This is a genomic window from Streptomyces sp. NPDC007856, assembly GCF_042868225.1.
Classification (GTDB): Bacteria; Actinomycetota; Actinomycetes; order Streptomycetales; family Streptomycetaceae; genus Streptomyces.
Genome location: NZ_JBIAEC010000003.1, coordinates 202919 through 219965, shown reverse-complemented (window position 1 = coordinate 219965; position 17047 = coordinate 202919). Strand labels below are relative to the sequence as shown.

At 69.1% G+C, this 17047-nt stretch carries 19 protein-coding genes and 1 riboswitch; of the genes, 9 read left to right on the top strand and 10 right to left on the bottom strand.

The genetic code is table 11. The features are described from left to right. Positions 1 to 15: 15 nt before the first annotated feature. Both ACFYOH_RS09075 and ACFYOH_RS09070 read right to left on the bottom strand, forming a co-directional pair. On the bottom strand, positions 16 to 468 hold the full coding sequence (locus ACFYOH_RS09075; protein ID WP_388622717.1) for a GNAT family N-acetyltransferase: 453 nt from the start codon (positions 466 to 468) through the stop codon (positions 16 to 18). Between the two features lie 9 nt (positions 469 to 477). Further along, entirely contained in the window at positions 478 to 936 is a 459-nt protein-coding gene (locus tag ACFYOH_RS09070) for a MarR family winged helix-turn-helix transcriptional regulator (protein ID WP_388622714.1), read from the bottom strand. A gap of 143 nt (positions 937 to 1079) precedes the next feature. Between ACFYOH_RS09070 and ACFYOH_RS09065 the strand changes: the two genes are divergently transcribed. Beyond that, positions 1080 to 2288, top strand: a complete 1209-nt coding sequence (locus tag ACFYOH_RS09065; protein WP_388622711.1) for an MFS transporter — start codon at positions 1080 to 1082, stop codon at positions 2286 to 2288. A gap of 113 nt (positions 2289 to 2401) precedes the next feature. After that, positions 2402 to 2821 carry a heme-binding protein gene (locus ACFYOH_RS09060; protein ID WP_388622709.1) on the top strand — a complete coding sequence of 140 codons (420 nt, stop codon included), beginning with the start codon at positions 2402 to 2404 and terminating at the stop codon, positions 2819 to 2821. Positions 2822 to 2893: 72 nt separating this feature from the next. Here the strand turns inward: ACFYOH_RS09060 and ACFYOH_RS09055 are convergent, their stop codons facing one another. Continuing rightward, positions 2894 to 3760, bottom strand: a complete 867-nt coding sequence (locus ACFYOH_RS09055) for a GNAT family N-acetyltransferase (RefSeq protein WP_388622707.1) — start codon at positions 3758 to 3760, stop codon at positions 2894 to 2896. Positions 3761 to 3911: 151 nt separating this feature from the next. Between ACFYOH_RS09055 and ACFYOH_RS09050 the strand changes: the two genes are divergently transcribed. After that, positions 3912 to 4544 carry an HAD family hydrolase gene (locus ACFYOH_RS09050; protein WP_388622705.1) on the top strand — a complete coding sequence of 211 codons (633 nt, stop codon included), beginning with the start codon at positions 3912 to 3914 and terminating at the stop codon, positions 4542 to 4544. A 326-nt stretch (positions 4545 to 4870) separates the two neighbouring features. Next, complete coding sequence (locus tag ACFYOH_RS09045; protein ID WP_388622702.1) at positions 4871 to 6130, top strand: globin domain-containing protein; 1260 nt, start codon at positions 4871 to 4873, stop codon at positions 6128 to 6130. A 5-nt stretch (positions 6131 to 6135) separates the two neighbouring features. Here the strand turns inward: ACFYOH_RS09045 and ACFYOH_RS09040 are convergent, their stop codons facing one another. The 5 genes from ACFYOH_RS09040 to ACFYOH_RS09020 all read right to left on the bottom strand — a co-directional run bounded on the left by ACFYOH_RS09040 (position 6136) and on the right by ACFYOH_RS09020 (position 9849). After that, positions 6136 to 6618, bottom strand: a complete 483-nt coding sequence (locus tag ACFYOH_RS09040) for an NUDIX domain-containing protein (protein ID WP_388622699.1) — start codon at positions 6616 to 6618, stop codon at positions 6136 to 6138. 88 nt (positions 6619 to 6706) lie between these two features. Next, entirely contained in the window at positions 6707 to 7612 is a 906-nt protein-coding gene (locus ACFYOH_RS09035) for a LysR family transcriptional regulator (RefSeq protein ID WP_388622697.1), read from the bottom strand. Between the two features lie 215 nt (positions 7613 to 7827). Further along, the gene (locus ACFYOH_RS09030; protein ID WP_388622695.1) at positions 7828 to 8976 is read right to left on the bottom strand and encodes a cystathionine gamma-lyase; all 1149 of its coding nucleotides are present in this window, start codon (positions 8974 to 8976) and stop codon (positions 7828 to 7830) included. Continuing rightward, complete coding sequence (locus ACFYOH_RS09025) at positions 8973 to 9464, bottom strand: low molecular weight protein-tyrosine-phosphatase (RefSeq protein ID WP_388622691.1); 492 nt, start codon at positions 9462 to 9464, stop codon at positions 8973 to 8975. The genes ACFYOH_RS09030 and ACFYOH_RS09025 overlap by 4 nt, the downstream gene beginning before the upstream one ends. Before the next feature lie 7 nt (positions 9465 to 9471). After that, a complete protein-coding gene (locus ACFYOH_RS09020) occupies positions 9472 to 9849 on the bottom strand; it encodes a phage holin family protein (RefSeq protein ID WP_388622688.1) in 378 nt (125 codons plus the stop codon). Between the two features lie 57 nt (positions 9850 to 9906). On the opposite strand from ACFYOH_RS09020, the gene ACFYOH_RS09015 reads away from it, so the two are divergent. The 4 genes from ACFYOH_RS09015 to ACFYOH_RS09000 all read left to right on the top strand — a co-directional run bounded on the left by ACFYOH_RS09015 (position 9907) and on the right by ACFYOH_RS09000 (position 12300). Beyond that, positions 9907 to 10224, top strand: a complete 318-nt coding sequence (locus ACFYOH_RS09015) for a cupin domain-containing protein (protein WP_388622686.1) — start codon at positions 9907 to 9909, stop codon at positions 10222 to 10224. A gap of 165 nt (positions 10225 to 10389) precedes the next feature. Continuing rightward, on the top strand, positions 10390 to 10602 hold the full coding sequence (locus ACFYOH_RS09010) for a DUF5326 family protein (RefSeq protein ID WP_388622683.1): 213 nt from the start codon (positions 10390 to 10392) through the stop codon (positions 10600 to 10602). A 425-nt stretch (positions 10603 to 11027) separates the two neighbouring features. Beyond that, positions 11028 to 11762, top strand: coding sequence for an IclR family transcriptional regulator (locus tag ACFYOH_RS09005; protein ID WP_388623840.1), 735 nt, complete (start codon positions 11028 to 11030; stop codon positions 11760 to 11762). Between the two features lie 100 nt (positions 11763 to 11862). Continuing rightward, positions 11863 to 12300 carry an SsgA family sporulation/cell division regulator gene (locus ACFYOH_RS09000; protein WP_388622680.1) on the top strand — a complete coding sequence of 146 codons (438 nt, stop codon included), beginning with the start codon at positions 11863 to 11865 and terminating at the stop codon, positions 12298 to 12300. A 130-nt stretch (positions 12301 to 12430) separates the two neighbouring features. Here ACFYOH_RS09000 and ACFYOH_RS08995 read toward each other — a convergent pair whose 3' ends face one another. Beyond that, on the bottom strand, positions 12431 to 13936 hold the full coding sequence (locus tag ACFYOH_RS08995) for a YibE/F family protein (protein WP_388622677.1): 1506 nt from the start codon (positions 13934 to 13936) through the stop codon (positions 12431 to 12433). A gap of 71 nt (positions 13937 to 14007) precedes the next feature. Then, a riboswitch (TPP riboswitch) is annotated at positions 14008 to 14185 on the top strand. On the opposite strand from ACFYOH_RS08995, the gene thiC reads away from it, so the two are divergent. Continuing rightward, the gene (gene thiC / locus ACFYOH_RS08990; protein WP_388622674.1) at positions 14178 to 15980 is read left to right on the top strand and encodes a phosphomethylpyrimidine synthase ThiC; all 1803 of its coding nucleotides are present in this window, start codon (positions 14178 to 14180) and stop codon (positions 15978 to 15980) included. It overlaps the preceding riboswitch by 8 nt. A gap of 195 nt (positions 15981 to 16175) precedes the next feature. On the opposite strand, the gene ACFYOH_RS08985 is transcribed toward thiC, so the two are convergent. Then, the gene (locus tag ACFYOH_RS08985; protein ID WP_388622672.1) at positions 16176 to 17039 is read right to left on the bottom strand and encodes a hypothetical protein; all 864 of its coding nucleotides are present in this window, start codon (positions 17037 to 17039) and stop codon (positions 16176 to 16178) included. Positions 17040 to 17047: the final 8 nt, after the last annotated feature.

The window sequence follows — 17047 nt, the reverse complement described above, 5'->3', positions numbered from 1 at the left end:
GGCCCGTCGGCACTGTCAGAGCGGCAGTTTGAAGCCTTCGTGCGTGGCGCTGAAACCGAGCCGTTCGTAGAAGCGATGGGCATCGGTGCGTGTCTTGTCGGAAGTAAGCTGCACCATCCGGCACTCCAGCCTGCGGGCGGTGTCGATGGCCCACTCGATCAATAGGCTGCCCAGCCCACTGCCCCGCTCATCCGTGTGGATGCGGACGGCCTCGATGAGCGCGCGGGTGGCTCCCTTGTGGGAGAGCCCCGGAATGATCGTGAGCTGGAGCGTCCCGATCACACGGCCGTCGCGAACGGCGACGACGAGGTGCTGGTTCGGGTCGGTCTCCAGGCGTCCCAGAGCGGCCCGGTACGGGGTCATGTCGTCGGGGGACTCGCGCTGGGCACCGAGCGGATCGTCGGCGAGCATCGCGACGATCGCGGGAAGGTCGGCTGCGGTCGCATGCCGTATTTCAAGATCTCCCATGCGCGCACCCTATGCCGGTACGTTCAGCGTCTCCACTACCCGCACCAGCGGGGCCAGTTCGGGGTTCCTGGCGGCCTCGTCCAGAGCCTCGCGCAGGGCGGCGTCATTGGTGGGGCGGGCCTCTTCCAACAGTCGCAGACCCGCATCGGTGACGTTGGTGTAGATGCCGCGCCGGTCGGTGGGGCACAGGTAGCGCTCCAGCAGGCCGCGGTCCTCAAGCCGGGTCACCAGGCGTGTGGTGGCGCTCTGGCTGAGGACGACCGCGTCGGCGACCTGCTTCATCTGCAGATGGCCCCCTTCGCCGTCGTGCTGGCGGCTCAGTACATCGAGCAGCGAGTACTCGCGCACGCTCAGGTCGTGCTTCGCCTGCAGGGCGCGCTCGATGTGCCCCTCGATCCTTCCATGCAGGGCAGAGAGGGCGCACCAGCCCTGTGCGAGAGCAGTGAGCGCGGGGTCCGTCGCTGTCATGGGTGTTCTCCTCCGTCCCGGAGCGGCTGCATCAAGGGTAGAGCAAGTCCGCAATAGTGTGCGGTTGCGTTTAACCCGCGTCTGCAACTATTGTGGAGGCACGCAAAGCGCACATGCAATCGTCTGGAAGGTGTACCCCCTCCATGCCTCTCGCGCTCCTGGCCCTCGCGATCGGGGCCTTCGGAATCGGAACGACCGAATTCGTGATCATGGGCTTGCTGCCCGAGGTCGCGAGTGACTTCGGGGTCTCCATCCCCACGGCAGGCTTGCTCGTGACGGGCTACGCGCTCGGCGTGGTCATCGGCGCCCCGCTGATGACCGTGCTCGGCACCAAGGTCTCGCGCAAGCGCATGCTGATGCTGCTGATGGGTCTCTTCATCGCCGGAAACCTGCTCTCCGCCGTCGCCCCCACCTTTGTGATCATGCTGATCGGACGCGTGGTGGCCTCGCTCGCGCACGGTGCCTTCTTCGGTATCGGCTCCGTTGTGGCGGCCGAGCTGGTGGCGCCCCACAAGAAGGCCGGCGCCATCGCCATGATGTTCACCGGCCTGACCGTCGCCAATGTCATCGGCGTTCCGCTGGGCACGCTCATCGGCCAGCACGTCGGCTGGCGCGTCACGTTCGGCATCGTCGCTGCCCTCGGGGTCGTCGGCCTCGCCGGCATCGCCAGGCTGGTGCCCGAGATGCCGCGGCCCGAGGGTGTGCACCTGCGCCATGAGCTGGCCGCGTTCAAGAACGCCCAGGTCCTGCTCGCCATGGCGATGACTGTCCTCGGCTTCGGCGGCGTCTTCGCGGCCATCACCTACATCGCCCCGATGATGACCCACATCGCGGGCTTCGCCGACGGCTCGGTGACCTGGCTGCTGGTCCTGTTCGGCCTCGGGATGGTCGGCGGCAACCTCATCGGCGGCAAGTTCGCCGATCGCGCCCTGATGCCGATGCTGTACGTCTCGCTGGGCGCCCTGGCCCTCGTCCTGGCGCTCTTCACACTCACCTCGCACAACAAGATCGCGGCAGCCGTGACCATCGCCCTGATCGGCGCCCTGGGCTTCGCGACCGTACCGCCGCTGCAGAAGCGCGTGCTCGACCAGGCGCACGGTGCGCCGACCCTGGCGTCGGCCGTGAACATCGGCGCCTTCAACCTGGGCAACGCGCTGTCCGCCTGGCTCGGCGGCATCGTGATCGCCGCCGGTTTCGGCTACATGGCTCCGAACTGGGTCGGCGCCGCCCTCGCCGCGGCCGCCCTGGTCCTCGCCGTCCTGTCGGCGGCGCTGGAGCGCCGCGACGGCGCCCGCAGCACCCTGGTCGCCGCCGGGACGTCCGCCGGCCGGCAGACGCCGGTCCACCACTGAATCCCATACACCACTGGGTGCCGCACCCGAATCCCCAAGACCTTCCGTGCAGGGGCTCTCATCCCCGGTACGGCAAACACCCCCTCCGAGCTACACCCGAGGAGAAAGTTTCCATGAGCACCACCGCCGTCGCCCCGCTGTCCATCGAGGACGCCGAACTGCTCGTCGCCACGGCCCGCCGCGCGGCCGAGGAGGCCGGGGTCACCGTCAGCGTCACCGTCCTGGACGCGGGCGGCCATCTGCTCGCCTTCCGCCGGGACGACCGGGCCGTGCTGATCTCCGGCGAGACCAGCACACGCAAGGCCTACACGGCACTCCAGCTGAATACCCCCACCGCCGACCTGGTCGACGCCGTGCAGCCGGGCGGCCTCTTCCACACGCTGCCCACGGCCCTGGAGCGGCCCCTGCTGTTCATCGCGGGCGGAGTGCCCGTCCACCGGGACGGCCGTCTGATCGGCGCGATCGGCGTCGGCGGGGGTGCGCCGGAGCAGGACCACGGCTTCGCCACCGCGGCCGTGCGGGCGCTCGCCTGAGCTAAGCCCCCACAGGGACAACGCCGGTACCGCCGCACGACGCGGCGGCACCGGCGTTCGTCGTACGACGGCTCAGCCCGCGGCCACCGTCAGCGGTGCGAACCGGCGGGTCCAGTCCCCCGGAAGATCCGGGATGCCGTACGTCATCACGGCGTTGAAGGCCACGGAGGCAAGCCCCCGCGCCTTCGCCCAGGTCAGCAGGGCCTCATGGCGCACATCGATGTCGGTGCGCAGGGGACGGTCCGTATGGGCCGCCAGCGAACTGATCAGGGCCTTGGCCGTCTCCGCGTCCCGGGCCACCAGGGGGCCGACGACATGGGTGTCCATGTTGGGCCACGCGGTTGCGTAGCCGATGATCCGGCCGTCCTCCTCGGCCACCCGCAACTGGTCGGCGAAGGCCGGCAGCCGGGTGATCAGGGGAGTGCGATCGGCGCCGAACACCTCCTCGTCGAGACGCAGGATCGCGGGCAGATCCTCAGCGGCGGCGGCACGGGTGAACACACCCGATTCCGGCCCGCCGGGAGTGAAGCGGCCTTTCAACATCTCCGCCCGCCCCGTCACCTTGAAGCCCAGTTCCTCGTACAGGGGGCGGCCGTTGGGTGTGGCGTGCAGGGTGAGGGGAGTGGTCCCCATGGTCGACACGACATGGCGCATCAGGCGGCGCCCGACTCCTTGACGGGCATGGCGTCCGGCCACCAGGACCATGCCGACGGCCCCGAGATCCGGGCGCCCCCACGGGCCGTACTCCGTGATGACGCATGCGGCGACGAGACCACCCTCTGGGTCGTCGATACCGAAGCCCTTTCCGGCGGTGAGCAGGAATCCCCACTTGTGTTCCTCGCGTGGCCACCCCCGGTCCTCGGACAAGTCGGCGCAGGCGGTGAGATCACGAAGCGTCAGACGACGGATGGGCAGAGCGGCGAGGGAAGGAGTCGACACGCAGGTCAGGCTGTCCGACCGGCACCCCCGACGTCCACCCGTTTCCACGCGGGCACACGTGCTTTTGGTCATGTCGCGACCCAATGCACAGCCTGCGGACAGCGGGAAGCGTTTCACGTGAAACATCGACAGCCGGTTAGCCTCGGGGGCCATGGCAAGACTTCATCTCTTCGATCTTGACGGCACATTGCTGCACGGCAGTACGGCTCCCGTGGAGATTTCCCGCCAGTTGGGGCTGGAAGCGGAGACCGTGGCCCTGGACCGGGCGATCGCGGAGGGCCGGATCGGTCCGCCGGAGTATTCGGCACAGGCATACGACCTGTGGTCCGGTCTGACCGAGGTGCATGTGAGCGCCGCATTCGAGGCGGCTCCCTGGCTGGACCGCATCCGTGAGGTCTGGGCAGAGATCAGAGACGCGGGCGAATACTGCGCGGTGGTGTCGCTCTCGCCGTCCTTCTTCGTCGAACGCCTTCTTGGCTGGGGCGCTCATGCGGCGCATGGATCCCGCTTCCCGGCCGTTCCGTTCACCGAGCCCGTGGATCCGTCCGGGGTGCTCAGTGCCGCGGCCAAGGTGGCCATCGCAGATCGGCTCTGCGAGGAGTTCGGCGTGGCCCGGGCGGATTGTGTGGCGTACGGCGACTCGATGTCGGACAAGGACCTGTTTGCTGTCGTACCGGTTTCCGTGGCGGTCAATGCGGACGCCCGCCTGGCAGGACTCGCAACGCACTCCTACACGGGGCGGGATCTGTGGGATGCCTATGAATTGGTTCGACCTGCCCGGTAGTTGTCGGACTTCGCGGTTCGTACTCTTGCCCGATTCGTGAGGAAGCAGGGGGGGACTTGTGTGTGCGGCGACGGCCGGTAGGGTCGACTCCGGTTCATGTCCGGGATGGAATCCACAGATCCCGTGCGGGCCGAGAGCAAAGGGCAAGCAGCCTAACGGGACAAAGGGCGCGAGATCCGTGTTTCCGGGTATGTGACCGCGGCAGCCGATCGGGATGCAACGCTGCGGGGTGCTACGGCTGGCCGCCCGCCGGGGGAAAGCATGCACCTTCTCCAAGAGGAGGAGGTGCGCAGACCGACCGCAAGACGTTCGAGGCGAGGCACACCATGGACGCTCCGACCACCACGTCGGGGGAGAACGGCACGCCGGGCGGAGGCGGCTGGTTCACTCCGCTCACTGCATCGTCGGCACCCCCGCCGGACAGCCCCGAGCCCATTCCGGCTCAGCGGCCGGCACCGGCCGTCCAGGAAGGGTCCCCGGACGCCATCCTCATACGCCGCACGATGGCCGAGATAGCACCGATCGCCGACAAGGTCACTTCTTACTTCTATGCGCTGCTGTTCGTCCGCCACCCCGAGCTGCGGGCGCTGTTCCCGGCCGCGATGGACCTCCAGCGGGAGCGTCTGCTGAAGGCGTTGCTCACCGCGGCCGAGCATCTGGACAACACATCGGTCCTCGTCGACTACCTGCAGAGCCTGGGCCGTGGACACCGCAAGTACGGGACGCGCGCCGAGCACTATCCGGCCGTCGGGGAATGCCTGATCGGCGCGTTGAGCAGGTACGCCGCCACCGTCTGGAGCCCGGAGGCCGAGGCGGCCTGGGTGCGGGCGTACACGACGATCTCCCAGATCATGATCGACGCCGCGGCGGCGGACGAACTGCGTTCTCCGGCCTGGTGGTACGCCCAGATCGTCTCCCACGACCTCAGAACCCCCGACGTCGCGGTCCTCACCGTCCGCCCCGACCAGCCCTATCCTTTCCTCGCAGGCCAGTACACGAGCGTGGAGACGCCCTGGTGGCCACGGGTGTGGCGGCACTACTCATTCGCGTCCGCGCCCCGCTCGGACGGTCTGCTGACGTTTCACGTGAAGGCCGTACCGGCCGGCTGGGTCTCCAATGCGCTGGTGCACCGCGCCCGGCCCGGAGACGTCATTCGCCTCGGGCCGCCGAGCGGCTCCATGACCGTCGACCATACGACCAACAGCGGACTGCTCTGTCTGGGCGGCGGCACCGGCATAGCGCCCATCAAGGCTCTGGTCGAGGACGTCGCCGAGCGTGGAGAGCGTCGGCCCGTCGAGGTGTTCTACGGCGCCCGCACCGACCACGACCTCTACGACATCGACACCATGCTGCGGCTCCAACAGAGCCATCCCTGGCTGTCGGTACGGGCGGTCATAGACCAGCGGGCCCACATCCAGCTCCCCGATGCCGTGCGCGACTATGGCCCCTGGAACGAGTACGACGCCTATCTCTCGGGCCCGCCCGGAATGGTCCGCAGCAGCATCGACACGCTCCGGGACATCGGTGTTCCATCGAGCCGCATACGGCATGACTCGGTGGAGGACCTGCTCGTCGTCGGGAACTGAGCGCGCTAACCGAGGTCGGGAGCGTGCATGGCGCGCACCCCCTCGATGTTGCCGTCCAGATAGTGGCGCAGCGACAGCGGGACCAGGTGGACGGAGGCGATGCCGACGCGGGTGAACGGGACGCGGACGATCTCGTACTCGCCGGCCGGCTCGTCCACTTCGGGGCCGTGCCGCAGCGCCGGGTCCATGGAATCCAGCCGGCAGACGAAGAAGTGCTGCACCTTCACACCGGTCGCGCCGCCGTCCTCACCGATGTGCTCGACGGTGTCCACGAAGCACGGAACCACATCGGTGATCTTGGCGCCGAGTTCCTCTGACACCTCCCGGTGCAGGGCATCCACGACGGTCGGGTCCCCGGGCTCGACCCCGCCACCGGGAGTGACCCAGTAGGGATCGACGCCAGGCTTGGTGCGCTTGATCAGGATCAGGTCGTCACCGTCGAGGAGAACGGCACGGGCGGTGCGCTTGACCACGGGTCGGACGGTCATGGGAGAAATGTGGCCCGGCTGGTTCCACGTGAAACATCGCAAAGAGTCACCATGCGATCGCCGCGCGTGGCTGCTGTGTCGGAGGGCCTCAGCACCAGGTCGTGGCCGCCCGCTGAAGCCACTCGTGGGCCCGCGCGATATGGGGCATGGCGAGGGTGCCGGTGCGCACCACCAGGAAATACGTGCGCAGCGGCGGCACCGCGGGATCGTGCAGCGTCGCGATCGTGCCGTCGTCGAAGGCCGCGGCACACAGATAGCGGGGAAGCACGGCGAGCCCCGCACCGGCGATGGTGCATGCGAGCACCGCGCGTAGATCTGGGACGATGACCGTGCCCGAGGCGGCCGGACGGGAATCGAAGACGGAGGCCCAGTAGCGCGAGACGAAGGGCAGCGACTCGTGGACCTCGACGACGGGGAGATCCTCCAGCGCGGGCGCCCCCTTCAGCCGCAGCGCCTCCGCACCGATCCGCTCGACCCAGCGAGGCGCGGCGACCAGTACGTGTTCCTCGTCGCACAGCGGAGTCGCGGTCAGCAGGGCGCCGCGCGGACGGGCCGTACTGATGGCCAGATCATGGTGTCCGGAGGCCAGCCCCTCCAGTGTTTCCTCCGCCGTGCCGAAGGAGGCGCGGAGCGCGAATCCCTGGCCGTCGTCGCCGGTCAGCTCCGTCAGGGCCGGCAGGGCGCGTTCGGCGGTGAACTCGGGCGGGCCGGCGAGGTGCAGGGTTCTGAGTGAGGACTCGTCGTCCAGGCCGCTCTCGGCTATCTCCACCAGGGCATCGAGATGGGGAGCGGCCTTGTGTGCGAGTTCGTCGCCGATGGTCGTCGGGGTCACCCCGCGCGCCTGGCGGAGGAAGAGAGGCTTGCCGAGCTGCCGTTCCAGCGTGCGGATCTGCGAGGTGACGGCCGGCTGGGAGAGGCCGAGCAGAGCGGCGGCGCGAGTGAAGGAACCAGCCCGGTGCACAGTGACGAAGGTGCGCAACAAGGCCAGGTCCATGGTGTGCCCTCCCCTATCTCTGCCTCCTGTGGCCCCCTAGGCAGGCCCCAACTATAAATAAGTCGATAGGTCTCTGTCGTTAGCGTGATTGGACACTGACGGAGAGTCAACTAGCCTTGTTCGCGCGGTTCTTCGCGCGCAGGAACCGAAGACGGTCCGAGCCACGAGGGGGGAGGCTCGGACCGTCGTGCGCCGTCGGCCGGACGGCCACCGGCTCACTCGGCGGACTCGTCCAGGGCCCGCAGCAGGTCGGCGATCAGGTCCTCGGGGTCCTCGGCGCCGACGGACATACGGATGAAGCCTTCCGGTACCGCGTCCCCGCCCCAGCGGCGACGGCGCTCGGCCGTGGAACGCACCCCGCCGAAGCTCGTGGCGTCCTCCACCAGGCGCAGGGCATCGAGGAAACGCTCGGCACGCGCGCGCGTGGGCAGCGTGAAGGAGACCACGCAGCCGTAGCGGCGCATCTGCTGCGCGGCGTTCTTGTGCGAGGGGTCGTCGGGCAGTCCGGGATAGCGCAGACCGGACACCTCGGGCCGCTGCTTCAGCGCCTCGGCGACCGCGAGGGCGGTGGCGTTCTGCCGGTCGACGCGCAGCTGGAGCGTGGCGATGGACCGGTGCGCGAGCCAGGCCTCCATGGGGCCGGAGATCGCGCCGACGATCTTGCGCCAGCGCCGTACGGCGGCCATGGCCTCCGCACCGTGGCCGGCGACATAGCCCAGCAGCACGTCACCGTGGCCGGTGAGCTGCTTGGTGCCGCTGGCCACGGAGAAGTCGGCGCCCAGCTCCAGCGGGCGCTGCCCGAGCGGGGTGGCGAGGGTGTTGTCGACGGCCACCAGGGTGCCCTGCGCATGGGCCGCCGCCGCCAGCCGCCGGATGTCGCACACGTCGAGCCCCGGGTTCGACGGTGACTCGATCCACAGCAGTCGGGCGCCCTCGAGCACCTCCAACTGGGCATCGCCGCCGGTGGGGGCGGTGCGCACCTCGACGCCGTACGCCTCCAGCTGGGCGCGGACCAGCGGAAGCACCTGATAGCCGTCGGAGGGCAGCACGACCGCGTCCCCGGCGCGCAGCTGGGAGAACAGCACGGAGGAGATCGCCGCCATGCCGGAGGCGAAGACCAGCGTCTCGATGTCGTCCCGCCCGGGCGCCTCCAGCTCGCCGATGGCCCGCTCCAGCAGCGTCCAGGTCGGGTTCTCGTCACGGCCGTACAGATACGGGCCCGTCGCCTCGCCGGGCAGATGGAAATGTGCCGCGAACACCGGTCCGGGCAGGGTCGGCTCGTGCTTGACCGGTTCGGGCAGTCCGGCGCGTACCGCGCGCGTGCCGTCGCCGGTACGGCCCGGGTCCTCGGGGGTGTCGCTCATGCGGCCCGTCCTTCCAGCTGCTCGCGAACGGCGGCGAGCAGACCGACGCTCGCCGCCTCCACCATCTCAAGGCACTCCTCGAAGCCGTCGCGGTGTCCGTAGTACGGATCCGGCACGTCCAGGTCGTCACCGGCGGTGGGATCGTACGAACGCAGCAGGCGGACCTTGCGCGCGTCCTCCTCCGTCGGCGCGAGGCGGCGCAGGGCCTTGAGATGACCGGCGTCGAGGGCGATCACCAGGTCGAGGCGGGAGAACCACGACGACTGGAACTGGCGCGCGACGTGATCGCTGTCATAGGCGTGCTCCTCGAGGATCGAGACGGTCCGCGGGTCGGCGGGCTCGCCCTCGTGCCAGCCGCCGGTGCCGGCGCTGTCGACCGCCACCCGGTCCTCGAGGCCGGCCCGAGCAACGCGCGCGCGGAAGACGGACTCGGCCATCGGGGAGCGGCAAATGTTGCCGGTGCACACGAAGCAGACGCGGTAGGTCATGGTGCGCTCAGTCCTCGTCGGGCAGGACGACGTGCAGCGCCCAGGAGACGACGGAGACGATCAGGCCGCCGATGACGGCCGTCCAGAAGCCCTGTACGTGGAAGCTCAGGTCGAGCTTGCCGCAGACCCAGGAGGTCAGCAGCAGCATCAGCGCGTTCACGACCAGGGTGATCAGGCCCAGGGTCAGGATGAACAGCGGGAAGGTGAGCACCTTCACGATCGGCTTGACCAGCCAGTTCACCAGGCCGAAGATCAGGGCGACGACGATCAGCGTGCCGGCCTTCTTGGCCGTGCTGTCACCCGTCAGAGTGATCTTGTCCAACAGCCACACGGCAACCGCCAGGGCGCCCGCGTTGGCGATCGTCTTGACTACGAAATTCTTCATGTGTCTGATCGTGGCAGACAGGATCGGAACAGAGCAGAGGCGAGGGCGACAGCGGCGATGAAGGCATTCCGGCTGGACGAACTGGAGGCGGAGCGCGCCGCCAACGAGGGGGCCTACCTTCAGTTCCTGCGGGAGCGGAACATGTCCGTCGGCCTGTACGCCCTCAATGCAGGTGAGCACGACCCGCAGACGCCGCACAAGCAGGACGAGGTGTACTTCGTCGTCAGCGGCCGGGCGTCCATCACGGTGGGACTGGAGACGACCGAGGTGGCGAGGGGCAGCGTGGTGTACGTGCCGGCCGGGGTCGCGCACAAGTTCCACCACATCAGCGAGGACCTCAGGGTTCTCGTCGTCTTCTCTCCGCCCGAGGCGTGAGACCGGACCCCGGGGTTCCCTAGGGGACGGGTCAGGGGAGGACAAGGGGCGCGAGGCCCCCGCGGACCCCCTTGTCGGCCCTAGCATCGAGTGCAGAACATCAAGGCCGTACGTGACAAGCGCGTACGAGCACTCGGACGTACGAGAAGGCAAAGGACGAGGGCGATGCGAGAGATTTTCGCGGGACTGCCGTGGTGGGTGAAGTGGGTCGCGGTGCCGGTCATCGCCCTGGTCGTCTTCGGCAGCCTGATAGCGACCGTGGTCCAGATCGTGATCGGCCTGCTGTTCAAGGCGCTGGTCTTCGTCGCCCTGGTCGGCGGACTCATCTACGTCGTGCGCAAGTTCATGTCGAACTCCTCGTCGCGCGGCGACTGGTGACCGACCCGGGGTCCGGTGTGCGGCAACGGGATCACCGGCTCCCGGCAAGGTGAACCCGTGGCTTCCCTCGGGCGAGGGAAGTTTCCCCGTGCGGCCGTCAGTATGCGGCGGCGCAGGATTAGAGTCCGGAGATCCCGCGGGGTCCGGCCCCGCGGACGGCGCAGACCCCTCCGTGCTCTCCCCGGCACGGGCTGCCCCTCCCGCTCCCGGAGTGACCCTTGGCCACGGTTGACACCCCACCGGCAGTACCGCACGCACCCCCCGACCCACCGCGTTCCTGCGCCCCGCCCACCCAGCGGCCGCCTTCCATCGCGGTCCCCGAACAACCGCACCCCACCGACGTCTCCGGGCCACCGCGCGCCGCCGGCGCCCCTGGCCCACCGCACCCCACGGACGCCCACGGGTCCCCGGCCGCCGCGACGCTCATCGGATCCGTCCAGCGCGCCATGCGCCTGCTGGAGTCCGTAGCAGCACATATGTACGGCGCCCCCGCCAAACAACTCGCCCGCGAGACCGGCCTCGCCCTCCCGACGACGTACCACCTGCTGCGCACCCTGGTGCACGAGGGCTATCTCCGGCGTGAGAAGGGGCTGTTCTTCCTCGGCGAGGCGGCCGAACGGCTGGGCAGCAGCGGAGCCCAGCAGAAACGTCGCAGCGCGGTGGCGGACACGCTCGCGCACTGGCGCGATTCCATCGGTGTGCCGGTGTACTACGCGATGTACCAGGACGGCGATATCGACGTCATGTGCGTCTCCGACTCCCCCGAGGCGCCGGCGGTCGAGGAATGGGCCGACTTCCGCGAGACCGGCCACGCGCACGCCATCGGGCAGTGTCTGCTCTCCCAGCTGGACGAGGACGCCCGCCGCGACCATCTCGCGCGCTACCCCGTGCAGTCCATCACGCCGTACACGGTCCGCGACAACGACGCCCTGTTGCGGCGGCTGGCCCGGATGCCGCGCATGGAGCCGGTCGTGGAGCGTCAGGAGTACGCGCTCGGGACGGTGTGCGCGGCGGTGCCGATCACGGTCGGCACCACCGTGGCCACGGTGGCCATGTCGCTGCCCGTCCACCAGGCCGACCGGCTGCTGCCGGCGGCGCGCCGGCTGCAGACGGAGATCGGGCGGCATCTGGGGACGCTCACTCTCTCTATCAGTATGTGAAAACTTACTCCTTGTGATCTGCTGTGTACGTTCAGCAAGATTTGACCACGGTTACAGGGATCAATCCCGGCCAGTCGACGTCCATATGACGGGGTAGACGATGCGCGAGTCCGTACAGGCAGAAGTCATGATGAGCTTTCTCGTGTCGGAGGAGCTCTCCTTCCGCATCCCCGTGGAGTTGCGCTACGAGACCAGTGATCCCTATGCCGTGCGGCTCACCTTCCATCTGCCCGGTGACGCCCCGGTGACCTGGGCGTTCGGACGCGAGCTGCTGATCGACGGCGTCGGCCGGCCGTGCGGGGAAGGGGATGTGCACATCGCTCCCGTCGACCCCGAGGTGCTGGGCGAGGTACTGATCAGGCTTCAGGTCGGCGGCGATCAGGCGCTGTTCCGCTCCTCCGCGCCGCCGCTCGTGGCCTTCCTCGACCGCACGGACAAGCTCGTGCCGCTCGGCCAGGAGGGCGCGCTGGCCGACTTCGACGCGCATCTGGAAGAGGCCCTGGACCGCATCCTGGCCGAGGAACAGAGCGCCGGCTGAAGCGTTACGGCACGGGGCGCCGGATGCTCCGCAGCGCCGCACGGAGGCGTGCAGGAACGCTTCTGCGTTGGGGTGAAGGGGCGGGCCCGTGCGTCCCAGCGCGCCGGTCCCGCGTGACGGCCCGGCGGACCTACCTCTTCCGGCGCCGCCCCCTGCCGCCGCGTGCCGGGAGGGGCTGTGTCCCTGCCTGTGCCGGGATGTTCGGGCCGGGGCGGTCGGCCGAGACCACGAGGGCGGCGAGCGCGGTGGTGACCGGGACCGAGGCGACCAGACCGATCGAGCCCACCAGCGTGCGCACGATCTCCTCGGCCACCAACTCGCTGTTGGCCACGGTCCCGACGCTGCTCTGCGCGATCGAGAACAGAAGCAGCAACGGCAGCGCGGCACCGGCGTAGGCGAGGACGAGGGTGTTGACCACGGAGGCGATGTGGTCGCGGCCGATCCGGATGCCGGCCCGGTACAGCCCGCGCCAGCCCATCGTCGGGTTGGCCTCGTGCAGCTCCCAGACGGCCGACGTCTGCGTCACGGTCACGTCGTCCAGGACGCCGAGCGAGCCGATGATGACACCGGCCAGCAGCAGACCGCTCATGTCGATCGACGGATACAGACCGTGGATCAGGCCGGTGCTGTCGTCCGTGTTGCCGGTGAGTTCGGCCCAGCCGATGAACTGCGATCCGAGGAAGCCGATCAGCAGCAGCGAGGCAAGGGTGCCGAGCACCGCCACCGAGGTGCGGGCCGACAGGCCGTGGCACATGTACAGGGCGAGCAGCATGATGGTGCTCGCCCCGACGACCGCCACGAGCAGCGGGTTCGAACCCTGGAGGATCGCGGGCAGGATGAACTGGGTCAGCACCAGGAAGCTCACGGCCAGGGCGACGAGTGCCATCACGCCACGCAGCCTGCCGACCACCACGACGGCGAGCGCGAAGATGCCCGCGAGCAGCGTCATCGGGAACTTCCGGTTCACATCGGTCACCGAGTACTGCAGGTCCTTCGGCGCCGAGGGCTCGTAGGCGGCCACCACCTGCTCGCCCTGGTGCAGCTGCCGGCTCTGGTCCGGCTGCACGATCTCGATGAACGTGCGGCCCCGGTCCTTACCGGTGTCGACCCGGACGGTCGCCTTCTTGCAGCTTCCCTTCGCCCCCTGATCCGCCGAGGTGCCCGAGGCGGTGGAGGTGTCACCGGTGAGGGCGCCACCGGCGGCGTTCACCGACTTGCAGCTCACCTCGACGACCTTGGTGACCGTGGCCTGCTGGGTCTCCCGGTCGAAGCCGACGCCGCTGCGTTTATGGGGCGGGGCTCCCCCGGGCCAGAGCACCACCAGGCCGACGACGACCGCCACGGTGAAGGGGACCAGGATCGCGGCGATGACCTTGCGCAGGTGCTTGGAGACCGGGGCGGCGGGCCCATGGCTGTGGCTGTGGCCGTGCCCATGGCCATGGTCCTGCCCGTGGTCGTGCTCACGGTCGTGCCCATGGCTCTGCCTGTGGCCGTGACCGTGTGCCTGCCGGTGGCCATGACCACGGCCGTCGTCCCGGCTGCCCTCTTGCTCGGGGGCGTGGTCGTGACCCTGCCCTGAGGCCGGTGAGCGGTGCGGCTCGGGCGGCCGATATGGGTACTGCTGCATCCTGGTCACCGCCCGATCATCGCAACAACGGCAGGGGCCCACTGTTCACCGCGCCACATATGACGCTAGCGTGGAGGCACCTTTGCACACGCGGGAGCTCGGAGCACCGGGCTGAGAGGGCGCTGACCTCCGTACACGCGATGTTTCACGTGGAACAAGTGATGTTCCGCACGGAATGCCGCCAGACGGAAACCGCTGCGTCGACCGCCGAACCTGTTACCGGGTAATGCCGGCGTAGGGAGTAGGTCTCATGACCAACAAGGACGCACGCACGCCTGCCTCCGTCCAGGACGAGAAGTCCCAGGAGGCCGGGAAGTCCACCGGATGGCACAAGGCGTACGTCGAGGGTTCGCGCCCCGATCTGCGCGTGCCGGTCCGTCAGGTGCACCTCACCAACGGGCAGTCGGTCACGCTGTACGACACATCGGGCCCGTACACCGATCCGCTCGTCGACACCGATGTCCGCAGGGGCCTGCCGCCGTTGCGGGAGAACTGGATCATCGCCCGCGGTGACACCGAGGAGTACGCGGGCCGTCCCGTCCGTCCCGAGGACGACGGGATCAAGCACACCTCGCCGCGCGGCGGGCTGCGCAACCTGGACGCGGTCTTCCCCGGACGGCCGCGCCAGCCGCGCCGGGGCCGCGGCGGCGAGGCGGTGACGCAGCTCGCGTACGCCCGCCGGGGTGAGATCACCCCGGAGATGGAGTACGTGGCCATCCGGGAGAACGTTTCCCCGGAGGTGGTCCGCGAGGAGATCGCGGCGGGTCGGGCGGTGCTGCCGGCCAACGTCAACCACCCGGAGATCGAGCCGATGATCATCGGCAAGCGGTTCCTGGTGAAGGTCAACGCCAACATCGGCAACTCGGCGGTGACCTCCTCCATCGAGGAGGAGGTGGAGAAGATGACCTGGGCGACCCGCTGGGGCGCCGACACGGTCATGGACCTGTCCACCGGCCGCAACATCCACACCACGCGCGAGTGGGTGCTGCGCAACTCCCCCGTCCCCATCGGCACGGTGCCGCTCTACCAGGCCCTGGAGAAGGTCGACGGCAAGGCCGAGGAACTGACCTGGGAGATCTACAAGGACACGGTCATCGAGCAGGCCGAGCAGGGCGTGGACTACATGACCGTCCACGCGGGCGTCCGGCTGCCGTACGTGCCGCTCACCGCCAACCGCAAGACGGGAATCGTCTCGCGCGGCGGCTCGATCATGGCCGCGTGGTGCCTGGCGCACCACAAGGAGTCGTTCCTGTACGAGAACTTCGAGGAACTCTGCGAGATCCTCGCCGCCTACGACGTCACGTACTCGCTGGGCGACGGCCTCCGGCCGGGGTCGATCGCGGACGCCAACGACGAGGCGCAGTTCGCGGAGTTGAGGACGCTCGGGGAACTCAACCGGATCGCCAGGCGTTTCAACGTACAGACGATGATCGAGGGCCCGGGACACGTCCCGATGCACAAGATCAAGGAGAACATCGACCTTCAGCAGGAGATCTGCGATGAAGCTCCGTTCTATACGCTCGGCCCGCTGACCACGGACATCGCGCCGGCGTACGACCACATCACCTCCGGTATCGGCGCCGCGATGATCGCCTGGTGGGGCACCGCGATGCTCTGCTACGTCACGCCCAAGGAGCACCTGGGCCTGCCCAACCGTGACGACGTCAAGACCGGCGTCATCACCTACAAGATCGCCGCGCATGCGGCCGACCTGGCCAAGGGGCACCCGGGCGCCCAGGAGTGGGACGACGCACTGTCCGACGCCCGCTTCGAGTTCCGTTGGGAGGACCAGTTCAACCTCGCCCTGGACCCGGACACGGCACGGGAGTTCCACGACGAGACCCTGCCGGCCGAGCCCGCCAAGACCGCCCACTTCTGCTCCATGTGCGGGCCGAAGTTCTGCAGCATGAAGATCAGTCAAACCATCACAGAGCGGTTCGGTGGTGCGGCGGCCGAGGGTGCGTCACAGGAGGAGATCGCCGCGGGGATGCTCCAGAAGTCGAAGGAGTTCGCCGAGGCGGGGAACCGGGTGTATCTGCCGATCGCGGACTGAGGGCCAGGAGCAAGCGGTCCGCGTTTCCGAGCCGCCGTGAGGCACCACGTGAGGCGCGGACTCCGCTTGGCGTCCGGTCAGTGCTGCGTCCACCGGAGCCACGGCCCTCCAGAGGTCGGCGGTGGCGCACCGGTGGGCCGCCCGGTCGGGCCCACGTCGCTCGGGGCGCGAGCCGTGGCCGGGCTGCCGGTGGGGTTACTCGGGCTGGTGCTCCGGGCCGCCGAAGTCGGGGCTCGTGTAGTCCGGGCTGGTGAAGCTCGGCCGGCCCGACTGCGTGCCGTCGTCGGGGCTGCTGAAACCGGGGCGGTCGTACCCCAGGCGGGGCATACGGCCGCGGGGGGCGGGCGGGGTCGTGCGGTGCACGGGGGCGGCCGGTCGGGGCTCGGCGAGCGCCTCCGTGAGGAACGGCAGGATGCCGCGCTCCAGCAGGGCGTCCCGCCAGGCCTCTCTGGCGCTGTCCAGTTCCCGGTGCGCCGCGTCCAGTGCCTGGGCCTGCGGCGAGTTGCCGTTGCGCAGGGCGGTGAGGAGCAGGCCGACGGCGGCGACGAGGACCGTGGCCGCGGTGACCGCGCCGAACACCCAGCCGGCGGTGAGCATGGTCTGGGCGAAGGCCTGTCCGGGGCTCAGTGTCCTCAGGATGTAGCCGAAGAGCAGGAAGATCACCGCGGCGGTTCCGGAGAGGACGGGAGCCAGTACGGCGATGACCGCGACGGCGCCCGCGCCGGTGCTCTCGGCCGCCTCGCCCAAGGTGGTCACGATCTCGGTGGTGGCCGAACTCCGGTCCGCGGGAGCGGAGTCACCGGAGGCCGAGGGGGTCATCGCCGGCTGGCGCAGTTCCTGGCGGATCTTCACAAAGTGCTGGTATTCGGCCGCGGCGGCGGCCGTTATCAGTGCGGTGGCGTCGAGCGCCATGGTGCGCAGTTGTTCGGGATTGAGCCGCTGTCCGACAGCGGCCAGTTCCGGTCGCCGTGGTGCGGAGCGCAGCGCCTCATCGAGGAGCCGCTCGAATTCCTGGCGGTCCTCGCTCTGCAGGTGCTGCGGAACGCTGTTCATGTGCATCCCCCGAT

Coding starts and splice junctions, on each gene's coding strand:
- ACFYOH_RS09075 (WP_388622717.1), bottom strand. CDS start 468: ATGGGAGATCTTGAAATACGGCATGCGACCGCAGCCGACCTTCCCGCG.
- ACFYOH_RS09070 (WP_388622714.1), bottom strand. CDS start 936: ATGACAGCGACGGACCCCGCGCTCACTGCTCTCGCACAGGGCTGGTGC.
- ACFYOH_RS09065 (WP_388622711.1), top strand. CDS start 1,080: ATGCCTCTCGCGCTCCTGGCCCTCGCGATCGGGGCCTTCGGAATCGGA.
- ACFYOH_RS09060 (WP_388622709.1), top strand. CDS start 2,402: ATGAGCACCACCGCCGTCGCCCCGCTGTCCATCGAGGACGCCGAACTG.
- ACFYOH_RS09050 (WP_388622705.1), top strand. CDS start 3,912: ATGGCAAGACTTCATCTCTTCGATCTTGACGGCACATTGCTGCACGGC.
- ACFYOH_RS09045 (WP_388622702.1), top strand. CDS start 4,871: ATGGACGCTCCGACCACCACGTCGGGGGAGAACGGCACGCCGGGCGGA.
- ACFYOH_RS09040 (WP_388622699.1), bottom strand. CDS start 6,618: ATGACCGTCCGACCCGTGGTCAAGCGCACCGCCCGTGCCGTTCTCCTC.
- ACFYOH_RS09035 (WP_388622697.1), bottom strand. CDS start 7,612: ATGGACCTGGCCTTGTTGCGCACCTTCGTCACTGTGCACCGGGCTGGT.
- ACFYOH_RS09030 (WP_388622695.1), bottom strand. CDS start 8,976: ATGAGCGACACCCCCGAGGACCCGGGCCGTACCGGCGACGGCACGCGC.
- ACFYOH_RS09025 (WP_388622691.1), bottom strand. CDS start 9,464: ATGACCTACCGCGTCTGCTTCGTGTGCACCGGCAACATTTGCCGCTCC.
- ACFYOH_RS09020 (WP_388622688.1), bottom strand. CDS start 9,849: ATGAAGAATTTCGTAGTCAAGACGATCGCCAACGCGGGCGCCCTGGCG.
- ACFYOH_RS09015 (WP_388622686.1), top strand. CDS start 9,907: ATGAAGGCATTCCGGCTGGACGAACTGGAGGCGGAGCGCGCCGCCAAC.
- ACFYOH_RS09010 (WP_388622683.1), top strand. CDS start 10,390: ATGCGAGAGATTTTCGCGGGACTGCCGTGGTGGGTGAAGTGGGTCGCG.
- ACFYOH_RS09000 (WP_388622680.1), top strand. CDS start 11,863: ATGCGCGAGTCCGTACAGGCAGAAGTCATGATGAGCTTTCTCGTGTCG.
- thiC (WP_388622674.1), top strand. CDS start 14,178: ATGACCAACAAGGACGCACGCACGCCTGCCTCCGTCCAGGACGAGAAG.
- ACFYOH_RS08985 (WP_388622672.1), bottom strand. CDS start 17,039: ATGCACATGAACAGCGTTCCGCAGCACCTGCAGAGCGAGGACCGCCAG.